Source organism: Halomonas sp. WWR20 (assembly GCF_054602495.1).
Genome location: NZ_JBTRHR010000002.1, coordinates 323,550 through 341,310, shown reverse-complemented (window position 1 = coordinate 341,310; position 17,761 = coordinate 323,550). Strand labels below are relative to the sequence as shown.

General features: G+C 64.3%; 18 protein-coding genes and 1 pseudogene. 9 read left to right on the top strand and 10 right to left on the bottom strand.

Annotated elements, in window-relative coordinates:
- Positions 1-61 precede the first annotated feature (61 nt).
- On the bottom strand, positions 62-874 hold the full coding sequence (locus ACW4DH_RS04895; RefSeq protein WP_459635240.1) for a carbon-nitrogen hydrolase family protein: 813 nt from the start codon (positions 872-874) through the stop codon (positions 62-64).
- Between the two features lie 150 nt (positions 875-1,024).
- Between ACW4DH_RS04895 and ACW4DH_RS04890 the strand changes: the two genes are divergently transcribed.
- Entirely contained in the window at positions 1,025-1,849 is an 825-nt protein-coding gene (locus ACW4DH_RS04890) for a helix-turn-helix transcriptional regulator (RefSeq protein WP_459635239.1), read from the top strand.
- Between the two features lie 3 nt (positions 1,850-1,852).
- On the opposite strand, the gene ACW4DH_RS04885 is transcribed toward ACW4DH_RS04890, so the two are convergent.
- On the bottom strand, positions 1,853-2,965 hold the full coding sequence (locus tag ACW4DH_RS04885; protein WP_459635527.1) for an aspartate carbamoyltransferase: 1,113 nt from the start codon (positions 2,963-2,965) through the stop codon (positions 1,853-1,855).
- Between the two features lie 117 nt (positions 2,966-3,082).
- On the opposite strand from ACW4DH_RS04885, the gene ACW4DH_RS04880 reads away from it, so the two are divergent.
- Positions 3,083-3,937: an SDR family oxidoreductase gene (locus tag ACW4DH_RS04880; RefSeq protein ID WP_459635238.1), complete on the top strand. Its 855-nt coding sequence runs from the start codon at positions 3,083-3,085 to the stop codon at positions 3,935-3,937.
- A gap of 88 nt (positions 3,938-4,025) precedes the next feature.
- Here the strand turns inward: ACW4DH_RS04880 and ACW4DH_RS04875 are convergent, their stop codons facing one another.
- Both ACW4DH_RS04875 and uraD read right to left on the bottom strand, forming a co-directional pair.
- On the bottom strand, positions 4,026-4,880 hold the full coding sequence (locus tag ACW4DH_RS04875) for an IclR family transcriptional regulator (protein ID WP_459635237.1): 855 nt from the start codon (positions 4,878-4,880) through the stop codon (positions 4,026-4,028).
- A 77-nt stretch (positions 4,881-4,957) separates the two neighbouring features.
- On the bottom strand, positions 4,958-5,485 hold the full coding sequence (uraD, locus tag ACW4DH_RS04870; protein WP_459635236.1) for a 2-oxo-4-hydroxy-4-carboxy-5-ureidoimidazoline decarboxylase: 528 nt from the start codon (positions 5,483-5,485) through the stop codon (positions 4,958-4,960).
- 175 nt (positions 5,486-5,660) lie between these two features.
- On the opposite strand from uraD, the gene uraH reads away from it, so the two are divergent.
- From uraH to ACW4DH_RS04850, 4 genes are all read left to right on the top strand, one after another.
- A complete protein-coding gene (gene uraH, locus ACW4DH_RS04865) occupies positions 5,661-6,014 on the top strand; it encodes a hydroxyisourate hydrolase (protein ID WP_459635235.1) in 354 nt (117 codons plus the stop codon).
- A gap of 85 nt (positions 6,015-6,099) precedes the next feature.
- Positions 6,100-7,278, top strand: a complete 1,179-nt coding sequence (locus ACW4DH_RS04860; RefSeq protein ID WP_459635234.1) for a urate hydroxylase PuuD — start codon at positions 6,100-6,102, stop codon at positions 7,276-7,278.
- Between the two features lie 10 nt (positions 7,279-7,288).
- Positions 7,289-8,644, top strand: coding sequence for an 8-oxoguanine deaminase (locus ACW4DH_RS04855; protein ID WP_459635233.1), 1,356 nt, complete (start codon positions 7,289-7,291; stop codon positions 8,642-8,644).
- Positions 8,645-8,740: 96 nt separating this feature from the next.
- Positions 8,741-9,469, top strand: coding sequence for a GntR family transcriptional regulator (locus ACW4DH_RS04850; protein ID WP_459635232.1), 729 nt, complete (start codon positions 8,741-8,743; stop codon positions 9,467-9,469).
- A gap of 82 nt (positions 9,470-9,551) precedes the next feature.
- On the opposite strand, the gene ACW4DH_RS04845 is transcribed toward ACW4DH_RS04850, so the two are convergent.
- From ACW4DH_RS04845 to ACW4DH_RS04835, 3 genes are all read right to left on the bottom strand, one after another.
- Positions 9,552-11,006, bottom strand: a complete 1,455-nt coding sequence (locus ACW4DH_RS04845; protein WP_459635231.1) for an NCS1 family nucleobase:cation symporter-1 — start codon at positions 11,004-11,006, stop codon at positions 9,552-9,554.
- 80 nt (positions 11,007-11,086) lie between these two features.
- Positions 11,087-12,502: an NCS1 family transporter gene (locus tag ACW4DH_RS04840; protein ID WP_459635230.1), complete on the bottom strand. Its 1,416-nt coding sequence runs from the start codon at positions 12,500-12,502 to the stop codon at positions 11,087-11,089.
- Positions 12,503-12,638: 136 nt separating this feature from the next.
- The gene (locus tag ACW4DH_RS04835) at positions 12,639-13,379 is read right to left on the bottom strand and encodes an aspartate/glutamate racemase family protein (protein WP_459635229.1); all 741 of its coding nucleotides are present in this window, start codon (positions 13,377-13,379) and stop codon (positions 12,639-12,641) included.
- A gap of 301 nt (positions 13,380-13,680) precedes the next feature.
- On the opposite strand from ACW4DH_RS04835, the gene puuE reads away from it, so the two are divergent.
- The 3 genes from puuE (at position 13,681) to ACW4DH_RS04820 (ending at position 16,045) form a co-directional block, all read left to right on the top strand.
- Positions 13,681-14,619 carry an allantoinase PuuE gene (puuE, locus tag ACW4DH_RS04830; protein WP_459635228.1) on the top strand — a complete coding sequence of 313 codons (939 nt, stop codon included), beginning with the start codon at positions 13,681-13,683 and terminating at the stop codon, positions 14,617-14,619.
- Positions 14,620-14,686: 67 nt separating this feature from the next.
- Positions 14,687-15,538, top strand: coding sequence for a bifunctional allantoicase/(S)-ureidoglycine aminohydrolase (locus tag ACW4DH_RS04825; protein WP_459635227.1), 852 nt, complete (start codon positions 14,687-14,689; stop codon positions 15,536-15,538).
- Positions 15,539-15,556: 18 nt separating this feature from the next.
- Complete coding sequence (locus ACW4DH_RS04820) at positions 15,557-16,045, top strand: ureidoglycolate lyase (protein WP_459635226.1); 489 nt, start codon at positions 15,557-15,559, stop codon at positions 16,043-16,045.
- A gap of 142 nt (positions 16,046-16,187) precedes the next feature.
- Here the strand turns inward: ACW4DH_RS04820 and hpaR are convergent, their stop codons facing one another.
- The 3 genes and pseudogenes from hpaR to hpaI all read right to left on the bottom strand — a co-directional run bounded on the left by hpaR (position 16,188) and on the right by hpaI (position 17,732).
- Positions 16,188-16,622, bottom strand: coding sequence for a homoprotocatechuate degradation operon regulator HpaR (hpaR, locus tag ACW4DH_RS04815; protein WP_459635526.1), 435 nt, complete (start codon positions 16,620-16,622; stop codon positions 16,188-16,190).
- Between the two features lie 84 nt (positions 16,623-16,706).
- Positions 16,707-16,877 (bottom strand): annotated as a pseudogene (locus tag ACW4DH_RS04810) (aldehyde dehydrogenase family protein); the annotation flags it as partial.
- Positions 16,878-16,928: 51 nt separating this feature from the next.
- Positions 16,929-17,732, bottom strand: coding sequence for a 4-hydroxy-2-oxoheptanedioate aldolase (gene hpaI, locus ACW4DH_RS04805; RefSeq protein ID WP_459635225.1), 804 nt, complete (start codon positions 17,730-17,732; stop codon positions 16,929-16,931).
- Positions 17,733-17,761 lie beyond the last annotated feature (29 nt).

The window sequence follows — 17,761 nt, the reverse complement described above, 5'->3', positions numbered from 1 at the left end:
AATTATTCAACGGAGATTGTTGTAACTGCGCCTGTGGCGGTTGGATGTAAGGTCAATGGGCTCAGGCGAAATGCCAGACCCGGCCCAACGCCGTCTCCTCGCGATGTCCCGGCAGGGCGAGACGGCGATCGCGAAGATAGTCGTAGTTGCGGCGGGCGCGCTCGAGCCGCTCGCCGTCGAGTGTCAGGGGGGTCACGCTCTCCTCGCGACCGGCGCGGAACAGCAGCTCGCCGTCGGGGGCCACGAGCGCGCTCTCGCCGGCGAAGGTCAGCCCCGCTCCCTCTCCGGCGCGGTTGGCCATGGCCAGGAAGCACTGGTTTTCCTGGGCTCGGGCCTGGGCGGCGCGGGCGTGCACCGGTCCGTAGGGGTCCATGTTGCCGTTGGTGACCACCAGCAGGTCGGTGCCCATGGCGGCCAGGGCGCGGGCGGGTTCGGGGAATTCCAGGTCGTAGCAGATCAACAGGCCGATGCGGTAACCGCGCCAAGCGACGCAGCTGACGCTGTCGCCGGGGCTGACCAGGTCGCGTTCGTCGGGCCACAGGTGGGTCTTGCGGTAGCGCAGCGCAAGGCCCTGTTCGGGGGTGATCAGCACGGTGGTGTTGTAGATCGCTTCCCCGGCGCGTTCGAGCAGGCCCAGCGCCAGGGCGGTGTCGTGCTCGCGGCTGAGGTTGATCAGCGTGGCCAGTTCGGGGCCGTCGAGCGTCAGCGCCCGGTCGACGACGTGGCCGGGCTCGGCGAAGCCGGTCAGCTGGGTCTCGGGGAAAATCATCAGCGCTGTCGCGGGATCGCTGTCGCGAACGCAGTCGACCACGCGCGACAGGTTGTTGGCGATATCGCCTTCGCGGCTGGCCAGTTGGGCCAAGGCTATTTGCATGGAAGCTCCGACGTGTTGTTACTGTGCGATAATCGGGGGTCTTTCTTCAGTATCCGGACTCACGCGTCGCTGCCTATCCCATGAACGGGTTACCCCGGATGGGTAAGGCGGTCGACGCCTGGTTAGCGGGACGGGATCAGCGAGGTGGCAATGATGGGGCGTAATGCGGATGAGGGTCAGCCCGACGGGACGATGACCCGCCTGGAAAGCCTCGCCTGGCATCGCAGCTTTGCGGGGCTGGTCGACAAGCTGGATGGGGGCAATTTCTGGCTCGCCGTGGTGCGCACACTGGGGGCGTATGTCGACTTCAATACCTGGGTGGCGCTGATCTTCGACCCCCGCCAGCCGCCGCGCATCCTCGCCGAGAGCGACGAGGACGACGGTTCGGACGAGACGCTGTTCCAGAATTACCAGCGCGGGCTCTACCTGCTCGACCCGTTCTACATCGACGCCCAGGGGCGCGGACGCTCGGGGCTCTTCACCCTGGCCGACGTCGCCCCGCAGCGCTTCACCCACACCGAGTACTACCAGCGCTACTTCCAGCGCAACATCGTCGCCGACGAGGTTCAGTTCAACTGCGTGCTGGGCGGCGAGCGTACGTTGTGTCTGTCGCTGGGGTCGGTGGTGGCGTTCGACCCAGCCACGCTGGGGCTGCTCAGCCTGGTCCAGCCGTGGCTGCTGGCGCTGATGCGCCAGCGCATGCACTTCGAGGCCGAGCCGGAGGCGCGGCTCGGGCCGCATCCGTGGCATCCCGACCCGGAGCTCGCCCAGGCCCTGGAGGCGCGGCCCGCGCTGACCGAGCGCGAACGCGAGATCAGCCAGCTGATGCTGGCCGGCGGCTCGACCAAGGAGATCGCCCGGCGCCTGACGATCTCGGTGGAAACCGTGCGCGCCCACAAGAAGCACATCTACGCCAAGCTGGGCATCAACTCCCAGTCGGAGCTGTTTTCGCTGTTCTGGCAGGCGCGCCGCTAGGGCCTAGAAGCTGGCGTCGTCGACGCCGTACTGCGCCGGCACGAACCAGCGCACGTCGCGCATTTCCTTCTCGATCAGTTCCTCGACGCCGAGCAGCGTGGCGAAGATCGCCATGCGCACCGGGATGCCGTTGTCGGTCTGACGGAAGATCGCCAGGCGCGGGTCGCCGTTCAAATCCACGCTGAGATCATTGGCGCCCGGGCGGCTGTCGCGCGGCAAGGGGTGCATGACTACCGTGGTCGGCGTGCAGCGCTGGTCGAGAAACGCCCGGTCGACGGTGAAATCCTGGGATACGCCGGCGAAGCTTTCCGACAGCTCGTCGGTGAAGCGCTCCTTCTGGATGCGCGTGGTGTACACCACGTCCAGGTCGCGGAAATCGCTGTTGAGGCTTTCGCGCTGTTCGACGCGATGCCCGCGCGAGGTGACCAGGTCGACCAGCTGGCCAGGCATCTCCAGCCCCGGTGGCGAGACCAGAGTGATGCGCAGCGGCTCATAGAGCGACAGCAGCTTGATCAGTGAGTGTACGGTGCGGCCGTGTTTGAGGTCACCGGTGAGCAGCAGGTGGGCACCGCCCAGGTGTTTGCCGAGTCGGGTGAACTCCTTGTCGATGGTGTACAGGTCGAGCAGCGCCTGACTGGGATGCTCGCCGGGGCCGTCGCCGCCATTGATCACCGGCACGTTGATCGCCTCGGCGAACTCGGCCACCGAGCCCTGGTCCGGGTGGCGCATGACGATGGCGTCACAATAGCCACTCATCACCCGGCTGGTGTCGTAGAGCGATTCGCCCTTGGCCATCGACGAGAAGGTGAAGCCGGTGGTGTCACAGACGCTGCCGCCGAGTCGGCAGAACGCCGCGTTGAAGCTGACGCGGGTGCGTGTGCTGGCCTCGAAGAACAGATTGCCGAGCACCGCGCCTTCCAACACTCGGGTCACCTTGCGCCGGCTTGCAATCGGCTCCATGCGCTGAGCGACCCGCAACAGGTGATCGACATAATCGCGGGACAGGGAATCGACGGACAGCAGATGAGAACTCATGGCGGGCCTCGCGTTGTGAGCAAACGGGTGGTGGCGGGAAACGGCGGCGACAGTGTACCCAGCAAATCGACCCCGGCAAATCGGAACGCGCAGGGATCACTCCGCCGTGATGCGCGTCCCGCTACGGTTGGCGCAGCGTCGAGGGACTTCTATCTTTGCAAAGCAGGTTCCAAGGATTCATGACAGGAGACGGCAAGGATGGCAGACGAACACTTCCCACCGCAGCATCAGCCCAAGCAGCCCGGCGAAGAGCATGAGATGCATCCCGAGCCGGAATTCATTCGCACCAGCTATCGTGGTACCGACAAGCTCAAGGACAAGGTGGCGATCATCACCGGGGGTGACAGCGGCATCGGGCGTGCCGTGGCGTTGCACTTCGCCCGCGAGGGCGCCGATGTGGTGGTCGCCTATCTCGAGGAGGACCGCGACGCCGAGGACACCAAGGCGCTGGTGGAGGCCGAAGGCCGGCGCTGCCTGTTGATCAAGGGCGACGTGGGCGAACCGGCATTCTGTCGCGAGATCGTCGACAAGACCCTCGAGACCTACGGCAAGCTCAACATCGTGGTCAATAACGCCGCCGAACAGCATGACTGGAACGACGTCACGGAAATCCCCGACGACCAGCTCAAGCGTACCTTCCAGACCAACATCTTCAGTCACTTCTACATGGTCAAGGCCGCGCTGCCGCACATGAACGAGGGCGACTCGATCATTGCCACCTCATCGGTCAACGCCTTCAAGGGCAACAATTCGCTGATCGACTACTCCTCGACCAAGGGCGCGATTCAGGGCTTGGTGCGTTCACTGGCCATGTCGCTGGCCGAGAAGAATATCCGCGTCAATGCGGTGGCCCCCGGGCCGGTGTGGACACCATTGATTCCGGCCAGTTTCCCCGACGAGAAGGTGGAGAGCTTCGGCGGGCAGGTGCCGATGAACCGTGCCGGCCAGCCCAGCGAAATGGGTCCGGCCTATGTTTATCTGGCCAGCGAGGAGTCCTCTTACATGACCGGCCAGACGCTGCATCTCAACGGTGGGGTGATTCTCAATACCTGATATGAAACGGAGCATTCATGACCGCCAAGCCCAGGCTTGGCGGTTTTTTGGGGTCTGGCGCTTTTGGTGGCTGGCGAACAAAACCGGCTCAGGCGTGCTGAGCCGCTCTGGCGGCTTCCCGCGCGGGGAGCCGGCCGCCGATCTGAAGGGTAATGTCCTGTGCCGCTTGGCTGATGACGCCACCGAGCTCGGCCAGGCGCGACTCGGGAATCCGTGCCACCGGACCGGAGACCGAAATGGCCGCCAGCGGGCTGCCGTGCTCGTCATGAATCGAGGCGGCGACGCAGTGCAGGCCGATGGCATGTTCTTCACGATCGCAGGCATAGCCCCGCTGGCGGATCTCGGCCAGGCCCTCGCGCAGGCGAGTCGGGGTATCCAGCGTGTTGGCGGTGACCCGGGTCAGGCCGCGGGCCTCCAGGATGCGCTCGATCTCGCTTTCCGGTAGCCAGGCCATCAGTGCCTTGCCGACGCCCGAGGCGTGCAGCGGGGCGCGGGAACCCAGCCGGGTGATCATGCGCATCATCTGCGGCGACTCGTGCTGGGCCAGAAACACCGCCATGCCTTCATCGCGGATGCCCAGGTTGGCGGTTTCGCCGCTCTCTTCGGTTAGACGCCGCAGGAAGGGGCGGGCGGTGGCGACGACGTCGCGGGATTCAAGGAAGGTGTTACCGATCTGGAAGGTCTTGACGCCCACCTTCCACAAGCCCTGCGCGGCATCCTGAGTGATGAAGCCCTGCTGGTGCAGCGCCTGAAGCAGGCGATGGGTGGTGGAGGGCGCCAGCCCGACGATCTGGGCGATATCGGACAAGGCGAGTCCGCCCGGCGCGGCAGCCAGTCCTTCGAGAATATTGAGACCGCGGACCAGCGACTGGCTATGGCCGCCGGTGGAAGCCTTGCCGGAGCCGGCCGGCCGGCCGACCGGTTTGCGTCGGGTTTCTGTCACGCCAGGTACTCTCCGCTATGCTTGTACGCCACTTTTCAGACAGACCGTAGCATACACTGTCGGCGAAGAGCTGTCCGTCAAGCGCCGGTGACGCGCCCCGACAGGCGCAGCAAGGCGATGCGGTTGACCTGAGCAATCGCGGTGCGGCGCTCCTCGTCGGGCGTGTTGGGCAGGCGTTGCTCGAAGGCGGCGAGAATCTGATGACGATCGCTGCCCTTGACGGCCATGACGAAGGGAAAGTGAAAACGCGCCTTGTAGGCCTCGTTGAGGGACTCGAAGCGAGCGAATTCCTCAGGTGTACACTGATCCAGCCCGGCGCCGGCCTGCTCGCGGGTCGAGTCGGACGTCAGCTCACCGGCCAGTGCGGCCTTGCCGGCCAGATCCGGGTGGGCGCGAATCACCTCGAGTTGTCGCTGCGGTGAGGCGGCATCGAGAATACGACCCATGGCCTGGGCGAGCCCCTGCGGCGTGTCCTGGGCCTCGCCCAGGCCGGCATCCCAGGCTTCGGCGGCGATCCACGGCGAATGCTCGTAGACCTCGCCGTAGTGCTCGATGAATGTCTCCCGGGACAGGGTGCTGGGGCGCGGCGTCAACGTTGTGCTCATATCGCGATGTTCCTTGTCGTCGAAACGAGGTCTCCGAAACTGGCGTCTCGGGCTCATGAATTGTATACAAAAAGGTTTTGAATTGTATGTCTTCAAGCGGTAAAACGGTTCTCCAACGCTAACCCCATTTCTTCTCCGGTGTCACGATGCCGGGGCATGGACAGGAGATTGCCACGTGGGACGCTTGACGACACATGTGCTGGATACCGCCCGGGGCTGCCCGGGGCAGGGCATCCGTATCGAAATCTTTCGCATCGAGGGCGCAACCCGCACGCGTCTCGGCGAAACGCTGACCAACGCTGACGGCCGCTGCGACGCGCCACTGCTCGAGGGCGATGAACTGGTATCGGGCAGCTACGAGCTGCTGTTTCACGCCGGCGACTATCTCGACGCTCAGGGGGCCCCGGGCAGCACGCCGCGTTTCCTGGATTGCATCCCGCTGCGCTTCGGTGTCGCCGATATCGACGCCCACTACCATGTGCCGCTGCTGCTCTCGCCGTTCGGCTATTCCACTTACCGGGGCAGTTGAGGCCCGTCGCCCTGAACGATCACAGCCCCGCTCGGCTGTCCCAAGATCTCAAGCCTTCATAACAATCATGCCAACAGGACTCCCCATGGAAGCGCACCTTCACGAATGGGCCAACTTGCTGATCCGCTGGGCACACCTGACAGTGGGCATCGCCTGGATCGGCGCCTCCTTCTACTTCAACTGGTTGGAAAACAACCTCGAGCGGCAAAACGCCCGGAATGGCGTGGCCGGCGATCTGTGGGCCATCCACGGCGGGGGATTCTATTATCTTCAGAAGTACGAGGTCGCGCCGCCGCGGCTGCCGGAGCATCTGCACTGGTTCAAGTGGGAGGCCTATTTCACCTGGATCACCGGCTTCGTCATGCTGTGGGTGGTCTACTACTTCAACGCCTCGACCATGATGCTGGCGCCGCAGTCGGGGCTTGCGCCCTGGCAGGCGGTGGCGGTCGGCCTGGTCGTGGTGATTGGCAGCTGGTTCGTCTACGACGGGCTGTGCAGAAGCGCCCTGGCCAAGCGTCCGAGCCTGCTGGCGCTGGTCGGTTTCGTGCTGCTGGTCATTCTGGCCTGGGGACTGTCGCAGATCTTCAGCGGCCGCGCCGCCTACATTCACGTGGGGGCCGCCATCGGTACCTGCATGGTGGCCAACGTCTTCCGCGTGATCATTCCCGGCCAGCGGGCCATGGTGGAGGCCATGCAGCAGGGCGAAAAACCCGATCCGGCTCATGGCCGCAACGGCCTGTTACGCTCGCGTCACAACAACTACCTGACGCTGCCGGTGCTGTTTCTGATGATCAGCAATCACTATCCCGGCACCTATTCCAGCCAGTGGGGCTGGGCGATTCTCGCCGCGCTGATGGTGATCAGCGCCGGGGTCCGTCACTACTTCAACATCCGTCACAAGCTCGGCGCCAAGGTGTGGATTCTGCCGGCGGCGGGCGTGGCGATGGTGGTACTGATCCTGGCCACGGCACCGTCGTTGCACGGCACCGACAGCAGTGATGCCGAGACGGTGAGCCTCTCCCGGGTCGAGCAGATCGTCACCGAACGCTGCGCCGGCTGCCATGCCGCCGAGCCGAGCTTCGCCGGCTTCACCAGTGCGCCGCTGGACATTCGCCTCGACAGTGCCGAGCGGATTCGTGCGCACATGGCCGACATTCAGCGCGTGGCGGTGCAGACTCACTACATGCCGCTGGGCAACGTCACCCAGATGACCGACGAGGAGCGCGCGACCGTCGGTGCCTGGGTAGAACAGCAAACTCCCTGAGGGCGAGTCGATGACCACGACGCTGATCCGCAACGCCGAGCGCATCGTCACCTTCGACGATACCGACCGCGAGCTCACCAATGCCAGCATTCGCCTGGAGGACAACCGCATCGTCGCCATTGGCCCCGCCGAGGCATTGGCGGGACCGGCGGACGTGGTGATCGACGCCCGCGGTCATGTGCTGATTCCAGGCTTGGTGAATACCCATCACCATTTCTACCAGACGCTGACCCGCAACCTGCCGGCGGGGCAGGATGCCGAACTGTTCGACTGGCTGGTGGCGCACTACCCCATCTGGGCGCGCATGGATCCGCAGGCGCTGTTCGACGCCAGCCAGGTGGCGGCGGCCGAGTTGATGCTCTCGGGCTGCACCACCGCGGCGGACCACACCTATCTCTGGCCCAACGGCGCGCGCATCGATGACCAGATCAACGCCGTGACGGAGCTGGGCTTGCGTTTTCACGCCTCGCGCGGGTCGATGTCGGTAGGCGAGTCCGCCGGGGGCCTGCCGCCGGACCACGTGGTGGAGAAGGAAGCCGACATCCTCGCCGACACCCAGCGCGCCATTGAGCGCTACCATGACGCCGATGAGCTGGCGATGACGCGTATCGTGGTGGCGCCCTGTTCGCCATTCTCGGTGTCCACCGAGCTGATGCGCGAGAGCGCTGCGCTGGCACGCCACTACGGCGTGCACCTGCACACGCATCTCGCCGAGACCCGCGACGAGGAAGCGTATTGCCGCGAGGTGTTCGGCTGCACGCCGGTGGAGTACGCCGAGCGGGTCGGCTGGGTGGGGCGCGATGTGTGGTTCGCCCACATGGTGCATCCGCACGCCGACGAAATTGTCCGCCTGGGCGGGCACTGCTGCGGTGCGGCGCACTGCCCGAGTTCCAACATGCGTCTGGGCTCGGGCATCGCCCCGGTACTCGAGATGCATCGCGCCGGCATGCGCGTGGGGCTGGGCGTCGACGGTTCGGCCTCCAACGACGGTTCGCACATGCTGGGCGAGGCGCGCCAGGCGATGCTGCTGCAACGTCTCAACGGCCACATGCGCGACATGGGGGCGCGTCAGGCGCTGTGGTTCGCCACCCGCGGTGGCGCGCAAGTGCTGGGGCGCGACGATATCGGCCAACTGGCCGTGGGCAAGGCTGCCGACATCGTCGGCTTTCGTCTGGACAGTCTGGCGCTGGCGGGGGGCGGCGTGCACGACCCGCTGGCGGCGCTGGTGTTCTGCCAGCCGCCGCGCGTCGATCTGTCGGTCATCAACGGTCGGCTGCGAGTCCTGGCGGGCGAGCTGCTCGGCGTGGATCTGCCGGCCCTGGTGCGCCGTCATAATGCCCATGCCCGGCGTCTGGTGAATCAGTGACAGCGTTCAGTGACAGCGAGAGGAGTTCCGGGAGGGCTCGGAGTCGAGCGCCGATTGCGTATACCATAACCCCACAGTGACAGGCGGAGCCACGACATGACGGAGCGTCAGCAGCGGCAGGAGAGCGACAGCCCGGGGGCCGGCAAGGGCGGTGACGGTCAGGAGCGTCACGACGTCATCTATCGCACCATCAGCAACGCGATCGTCGAGCACCGCCTGCGCCCCGGTGCCCGGCTGCGCGAGGACGCTCTGGCCGAGGTGTTCGGCATCAGCCGCACCGGGATCCGCAAGATCCTCCAGCGTCTGGCGCTGGAGCACCTGGTGACGCTGACACCGCGCCGCGGCGCCAGCGTCACCCGTCCCACCGCCGAAGAAGCCCTCGACGTCTTTGCCGCCCGTCAGCTGGTCGAATGCGGCCTGATGGCGCCCATCGCCGCCTCGATCACGGCCAACGACATCCGCCTGTTGCGCGACGTGGCCACGCGCGAGCGCAAGGCGCTCAAGGCCGGCGAGCAGAGCGTGGCGATCAAGCTCTCCGCCGAGTTTCACGAACGTCTGGCCGCCCTGTCCGGCAACGCGGTGCTCGCCGAGTTCGTCTCCCAGCTGTGCTCACGCTCCTCGCTGATCCTGGCCGTCTACGGCAGCGCCGGCCATCTGGGCTGCGAGTCCCACGACCACGACGACCTGATCGGTTATCTCGAAGCGGGCAAGGGCGAACGCGCCCGGGCCTTCATGAGTCGCCATCTCAAGGCCATCGAGGCGTCGCTGTCCATCGACGGCGACGTCGACGAGGCGCCGGATCTGCACCGGATCTTTTCGACCTGACAGTCACCGCAATCGTCGCGGCAAGGCTTCAACGATCATGCCCGGAACGCAATCCGGGCATGATCGTCATGAAAGCCCAGGCTCAGCTCTGCGGTGAGGTGACGGGGACCTTGTAGTGGCGCATCAGCAGAGAGTAGAACAGCCCGCCGAGCCCGGCACCGATCAGCCAGGCGTAGCCCTCGAGCGCTGCCAGCATCGGGACCCACACCGAGGCGATCGAGAACAGCGCCGCCAGGCCGAAGGCCAGCAGGGCGTTGCGGTTCCAGCCCTGGACGTAGTAGTAGGCGCTATCGGGCGCCGAGGTAAACATCTGCTGGATATCCAGCCGCTGATGTCTGATCAGGTAGTAATCGGCGACGACGATGCCGTAGAAGGGCGCGATGATGGCCCCCAGGGCATTGACGAAACCGGGAACGCCGATGCGGCTGATCAGCGACACCCATAGCGCGCCGATGAAGAAGGCGACGACTGCGGTGATCAGCCCGCCGACACGAAAGCTGATCCGGCTGGGAAAGAGGTTGGCCAGGTCGTAGGCCGGGGGAATGAAGTTCGCAACCAGATTGATGCCCACGGTAGCGGCGAAGAAGGTCAATGCCGCAACGATGGTCAGCGGCAGGGAGTCGACCCGCTCGACGATGTCGGTGGGGTTGGTCAGGGCATCGCCGAACAGCACCAGGGTACCGGCCGTGATGATCAGGGCAATGAAGGAGAAGAACGCCACGTTGAACGGCAGGCCCAGCAGGTTGCCGAGCTTCATCTCCCGCTCGCTTCTGACGAAGCGGGCGAAGTCCCCGAAGTTGATCACCACTGCGGCGAAGTAGGCGACCATGGTACCGACCACGGCCAGGAAGGCGGCAACGCTGCTGCCGGAGTCCGCTTCGGCGCTGAAGATGGTGGACACGGCGGGCAGGAGATCGCTACCGGCCTGCACCCACACCACGATCATCAGCACGATCATGACCCCATACACCAGCGGGCCGGCCCAGTTGAGGAAATGCTTGATGCGCTCGATGCCCTGCCAGAAGATCGCAAGCTGGAACAGCCACACGATCACGAAAGACAGCCAGGCGACGCCGGAGAGACCGAGGAAGGTTGCGCCATCGCCCCCGCCGAACAGTGCCGTTATCAGTAATGCCACCGCGGTGGAGGCGAAGTAGGTCTGCACGCCGTACCAGAAGATACCGATGATGGCACGCAGCATGGCCGGCAGATTGGCGCCGCGTACCCCCATGCTGGCCCGGACCATGACCGGGAAGGGAATGCCGTACTTGACGCTGGGTCTGCCGGTCAGGTTGACCAGCCACATGACGATGACGCCGGCGAGGATGATGGCGGCCATCACCGCCCAGCCGTTGAGTCCGTAGGTCAGGAACAGCGAGGCCGCCAGGGTGTAGCCGAACAGGCTCTGGATATCGTTGGACCATACGTTGAATATCTCGAACCATCCCCACGAGCGTCGGCTGTGCGGGATGGGCGCGAGATCATCGTTGTAGAGCGTGGGATCGTCGCTCTGGACCTGAAGGTCGTTGTCGTTCATGGGAGGCTCTTGTGATTGTGGGTGGCGGCCATGCGTCCCGCGCGGAGCGGCCGGGCGGGACGAACGTCATGCCCGGGGCATCAGTGGCGGAAGCGCTGACAGGGCGCCCAGTGCCGCATTAGCAGGTAATAGGCCAGGCCGGCAGGAATCAGGCTGGCGTACCAGGACACCGAAGGGAATGAGAGGGCAGCGACGATTCCCACGGCGGTCGCGATCAGCGCGGCATAGTTGACGCCCCGGTAGGGACCGTTCTCATCGTACAGCTTGACCATGTCCAGGGTACGGCGGCGAATCAGGTAGTAGTCCACCACCAGCACGGCGAAGACCGGGCCCAGAAAGGCCGAATAGGTCTGCACGAACAGCTGCAGGCCGGCAGCGGATTCGTCCTTGACCAGTTCCCAGGGGAAGGTGGCGAAGGCCAGCAGGCCGACGATCACCGTCGCGGTGCGAAACTTCAGTTTGAAGGTGTCCATCAGCACATAGGTGGGCGGCACCACGTTGTTGAGCACGTTGGTGGTGACCTGGGCGAAGGCGATGAACAGCAGCGTGGTCATCAGCAGCGGCGTGTTGTCCACGGCGTTGGCAAAGACCTGGATGGGATCGGCGACACCGGTGGCTTCCGAAACCATGAAGCCGATCAGCCCCATGAACAGCGTGCAGGGCAATATCGACATCGAATAGATCGTGGTGAGCAGCCCCGGCCCGGTGCCTTCCTTGAGTTCGCGGGCGTAGTCGCTGACGTTGAGCATCATGGTGCTGTAGATGCCCAGAAACAGCATGGTGGCCCCCCAGAATGGCATGCCCCAGGAGCCTTCCATGGTGACCAGGCTGGCGGAGAGTTCATCGCCGTAGCGCTGCACGGTAGCGATGAACATGTAGACCAGCGAGGCCAGAATGAAGGCGCTGCCGACGTTCTCCAGCCACTTGATGCCCTGGAAACCGAGGACCGACAGGGCAATCTGCAGGAACTGGAAGGTGATGAAGTAGAAGATCAGGTTGTCGAAGCCGAACAGTGTCGCCGATACCATGTTCAGGGCGCCCGCGCCGATCCAGCTCTGGAAGCCGTACCAGACGATCGCCGGTACGGCCCGCACCAGGCCCGGCAGGCGAGTGCCGCTGAAGCCGAAGGCGCTGCGTGCCTGGACCATGAAGGGAATGCCGTATTTGTAGCCCGGCGCTCCATTGATGGCCAGCGCGATGCCGATTACCAAGCAGCCGATGGCAATGGCCAGGGTGGCCTGGATCAGGTTGAGAGTCCCGACGACGCTGGAGCCCATGGCGAAGGTGCCGATCGATACGCAGCCGCCGAACCAGGCCAGAAAGTAGGAGGCGCGGCCCATGATGCGGGTCTGCTGCGGCGCCAGCGACTCGTCGCCCGGTGCCTTGGTGCCCGAGGTTCCGGCATCCGGTGTGTTGGAGGCAGGGGCCGGGGCAGGCGTCAGGCCGGGCTGGCCTCCGGACAGGGGCGCCCGGGCCTGGGATAGGTCATTGTTCATAATACCGTCCTTGCAAGGGTCATATGGCGTCTATCGTTGTTGTCCATTTCCTGCCCGGTGGGGCAGGGTGGCTCTTGCGGCGTGCTCGGATTATTCGTGCGGCCGGGTTCGATGCCCGGTCTCTATCGTATTTAGCTCAGCGGACGGTCGGCGACAGGTAGTCGTAACGGCCAGTGAATGACTTGGGTCGGGGAAAGGCCAGATCGCCATGCTTGCTGGTGCCCAGCCCCAGGCCGACCAGGGCCTCCGTCAGCTTGACCGCCGCGGTCACGCCCTCGACCACCGGTAGGCCCACCGCGTCGCTGATGCGCCCGGTGAGGTCGGCCATGCCGCCGCAGCCCAGCACGATGGCGCCGATGTTGTCCTCGTCCCGGGCCCGGCGGCATTCGGCGATGACCCGCTCGAGCGCGGCGTCGCCGTTGTCCTCCAGATCCAGCACCGGAATCTCCGCGGCCCGCACCCGGCGACAGTGATGGCTGAAGCCGTAATTCTGCAGCAGGTGCTCGGCGATGATGCCGGTCCGTCCCAGCGTGGTGACAATGGAGAAGCGCGTGCTGATCAGCGTGGCCATGTGAAAGGCCGCCTCGGCGATGCCGACCACCGGCGCGCGGGTCAGTTCACGCGCGGCGAGCAGGCCAGGATCACCGAAGCAGGCGATAATGTAGCCATCCACCTGCTCGCGCTCGCCGGCGATGATTTCGTCGGCAACGCCGGTCGCGCTGATCACTTCGTCGAAATGGCTTTCGATGGAAACCGGCCCGCTGGCGGGGTTGGTGGCACTGATGCACGTGCCCGGTGCGGCGATGCGGCTGGCGGCTTCGCCGATCTTGCGCGTCATGCTGGCCGTGGTGTTGGGGTTGATCACCCTGATGTGCATCCGCGCATCCTCATGTAGCGGTAGTGACGATGTTGTTCACAATCGATGTTTATGTTGTACACAAAAAACCAGATCGTGCTCGAAATCAAGACTCCAATAGTCGCCAATGACCGCGGATATCATTCGTTACAGTTTTACTCCCTGGCTTAACGGCGCATGATCCGTGAAGAGCAGTCGTAATCCGAGAACTTGAGTGGATACAGCTCTGTTATGTATCGTATACATGAAGTTCCATCTCGCTAGTGGCTTTCCTGCGCCAGCCATGCCCGCCGACAGCCACAGAACCGCAAGGAATCTCTCCATGACGTCTGTACAAGATCCCGGCTATCCCCGTGACCTGATCGGCTACGGCCGTACGCCGCCTCAGGCCAACTGGCCGGGCAAGGCGCGCATCGCGGTGCAGTTCGTGCTCAACTATGAAGAGGGCAGTGAGAACTGCGTGCTGCATGGCGACAGCCACTCCGAGCAGTTCCTCTCGGAAATCGTCGGGGCCGAGGCGTATCCCGCCCGCCACATGAGCATGGAGTCGATCTACGAATACGGTTCGCGGGCCGGCGTGTGGCGTATCCTCAACGAGTTCGAGCGCCGCGGCCTGCCACTGACCGTCTTCGGCGTGGCCATGGCGCTCGAGCGCAATCCCGAGGCGGCGCAGGCCTTCAAGGAACTGGGCCACGAGATCGCCTGCCATGGCTGGCGCTGGCTGCACTACCAGGGCGTTTCGGAGAGTGTCGAACGTGCCCATCTGCAGCGGGCACTCGATATCTTTCAGTCGCTTTACGGCGAGCTGCCGCTGGGCTGGTATACCGGTCGCGACAGCCCCAACACGCGGCGCCTGCTGGTCGACCAGGGCGGCTTCCTCTACGACAGCGATTATTACGGCGACGATCTGCCGTTCTGGACCACGGTGGAGGACAGCCAGGGCGGGACACATCCGCATCTGATCGTCCCCTACACACTGGACAGCAACGACATGCGCTTCGCCACGCCGCAGGGCTTCAACAGCGGCGAGCAGTTCTTCGCGTATCTGCGCGATGCCTTCGACGTGCTGTATGCCGAGGGCGAGGAGTCGCCCAAGATGCTCTCGGTGGGGCTGCACTGCCGTCTGGTCGGGCGTCCGGGGCGCTTTCGCGCCCTGCAGCGCTTTCTCGATCATGTCGAGGCTCACGATCGCGTATGGGTGACCCGCCGCGTGGATATCGCCCGCCACTGGGCCGAGCAGCACCCGGCACCGCGCGCCTGAGCCGCCGTAGCGGCGCAAGGGGCCGCTTTGCATGAGTGACGCTGTTCACTAACTCTGAAGGTATGTCATGGCACAACGAAACTCCTCACAACGCCAATACTATGCGCCCCAAGGTGGCCTGCCGCCGCAGACGCAACTGCTGTCGGACCGCGCGGTGTTCACCGAGGCCTATGCGATCATCCCCAAGGGCGTGATGCGCGATATCGTCACCAGTTATCTGCCGTTCTGGGAGAAGACGCGTCTCTGGGTACTGTCGCGGCCCCTGTCGGGCTTTGCCGAGACGTTCTCGCAATACATCATGGAAGTGGCCCCGGGCGGCGGCAGCGAGCGCCCCGAGCTCGACCCGAACGCGGAAGGGGTGCTGTTCGTCGTCGAGGGCGAGCTGACCCTGACGCTGGCCGGTGAGCGCCATGTCATGGTGCCCGGCGGCTATGCCTTCATTCCGCCGTCGAGCGACTGGCGGGTCAGCAATGCCGGCGATACGCCGGTGCGCTTTCACTGGGTGCGCAAGGCCTACGAGCGTGTCGAGGGTCTCGACGTGCCCGAGCCCTTCGTGACCCACGAGAACGACATCGAACCGATTGCGATGCCGGATACCGATGGCAAGTGGAGCACCACGCGCTTCACCGACCCTGCCGACCTCCGTCACGACATGCATGTCAACATCGTCAACTTCCAGCCCGGCGGAGTGATCCCCTTCGACGAGACGCATGTCATGGAGCACGGCCTCTATGTGCTCGAGGGCAAGGCCGTCTATCACCTCAACCAGGAGTGGGTCGAGGTCGAGGCCGGCGACTTCATGTGGCTGCGCGCCTTCTGTCCACAGGCCTGCTACGCCGGAGGCCCCGGGCCGTTCCGCTACCTGCTGTACAAGGACGTCAACCGCCACATGAAACTGTCACCGTTCGGCGCCCGCTGATCGGCAAGGGAGGCTTCAATGCTCGAACTCACCGCCCAGCCGCTGACGCCGGAGGCCTTCGCGCCCTTCGGCGAGGTCATCGACGCGCGCACGTCGGATTCCTTCCCCATCAACGCCGGACGTACCCAGCGCCATCATGATCTGGCCCGGGTCGAGACGCTGGGCGAGGGCGCCCATACGCTGATCAACCTGTTTGTCAGCCAGCCGGTCGCGGTACCGCTGACACTCGACTTTCTCGAGCGCCATCCGCTGGGCAGTCAGGCCTTCATGCCGCTGCATGAAGAGCGCTTCCTGGTGGTGGTCGCGCCACCCGGCGAGACGATCGACCCGGACAGCGTGCGCGCCTTCGTCACCGACGGCCGGCAGGGGGTGAATTACCGCGCCGGCACCTGGCACGCCATCCAGTCGGTGCTCGACCGCGAAGGCGAATTCCTGGTGGTGGATCGCGGCGGCGAGGGTGACAACTGCGACGAGTATCCGCTGAAAGTGCGTGTGATGCTGGCGTAGCGGCTACGACCTAGCATAGCGGTCACTCGTTGAATGTGGTGTCAATGTGGCGCACCTGTCACTTGGCGATGGGAATCACCGATTTAAAACGTTTTTTATTTGCGGATATGGCGGGTTCTGTACGAACACGTTTGGCTGCTCGTCAGTCATCGGGGTGAAGCTGCTGCACTTCGTTCAACAGGCCTATCAGAGTGCGGTATTTTTCTGCGCCCAGTGCCTGTTGAATCTTGTGGTACTGGCGCATCATTTCGTCCTTCATATCGTCGAAGAGGGCATTCCCCTTCGGCGTCAGAGTCACACAGAGACGACGCTGATCGGTTTCGGGTTTCCAGCGGTGTACCAGTCCGTTCTGCTCGAGGCGTACCAGTACGCCGGTCAGGCTGGGAGGTAAAATACAGGCCAGTTCGGCCAAATGGCGGCTTTCGAGGGTCTGATTGTCGGATTGCCATAGGAGACGGATGACTCTCCATTGCTGCTCGGTCACGTTGTTGCGGTTGAGGTGGGGCCTGAAATAATCCATCGCGGATTCGCGGGCCTGAAGAAGTGCCAAGGTTAAAGAGGGGGTTGGACGCGCCATATTCTGCCTTGCCGAAAAAGCAACCAAGAGGGATCGACCCCCTTGGTCATGTCGTTGGTTGTCGGATCCCTGTATACCGTAGGGTGAGCCTTCTCGACCGACGCCTTGATTCCATCGAGCGGCGCGACCTCGGTCGAAATGATAGCCCTCGTTAACGTGGACCATACCATATTCAAGAGCTCCTCCCACACGCCAGCTACGGCCGGTATTCTGAGTATAAACACCGACTGCGAGGCCGAACGGCAGGTCATTCATTATCCGGATGAGCCATTCAGGCCCACCGGAGTAAGACCCGAACAAGTGCGCTCAATACACGGAGGAAGACGCCGCCGGCGTCTCGCCACCCTTGAAGGTGGCGGCCAGCGTCTTCAACGAACCCATCAGCAGGCTGGTGTCCACGCCGACGGCCACGAAGGTGCAGCCCAATTCGAGATAGCGCCAGGCCAGGGTCTGGTTGGCTGATAGAATGCCCGACGCCTTGCCTGCCTGATGGATGCGCTGAATGCCCTCCTCGATCGCTGTCTGGACCGCTTCATGTCCCGGATTGCCGCGGTGGCCCAGTGAGGCACTCAAGTCCGCCGGGCCGATGAACACGCCATCGACGCCCTCGACGGCAGCGATCTCGTCGATGTTATTGAGCCCTTCCTGCGTCTCGATCTGTACCAGCAGGCAGATTTCAGCGTCGGCCTTGTCCAGGTAGCCGGGAATGGAGTTCCAGCGGGAGGCCCGCGCCAGTGCACTGCCGACGCCACGCACGCCTTCCGGCGGGTAGCGCGTCGCGCGGACCATCGCGCGCGCCTGCTCGGCGTTGTCCACCATGGGCACCAGCAGGGTCTGCACGCCGATATCGAGATACTGCTTGATCAGTGCCGTCTCTCCCACGGGAGGACGCACCACGGGCTGCACCGCGTAGGGCGCGACCGCCTGCAGTTGCTCGAGGATGGCGCGCAGATCGTTGGGCGCATGTTCACCATCGATCAACAGCCAGTCGAAACCGGCATTGGCGGCCAGTTCGGCACAGTAGCCGTTGGCCAGGCCCAACCAGAGCCCGATCTGGGCTGCATCCCTGGCCATCATTGCCTGTTTGAACGAGTTGATGGGCATGTCCATGGAAAGTCTCCCGGTAATGTTGTGCAGCG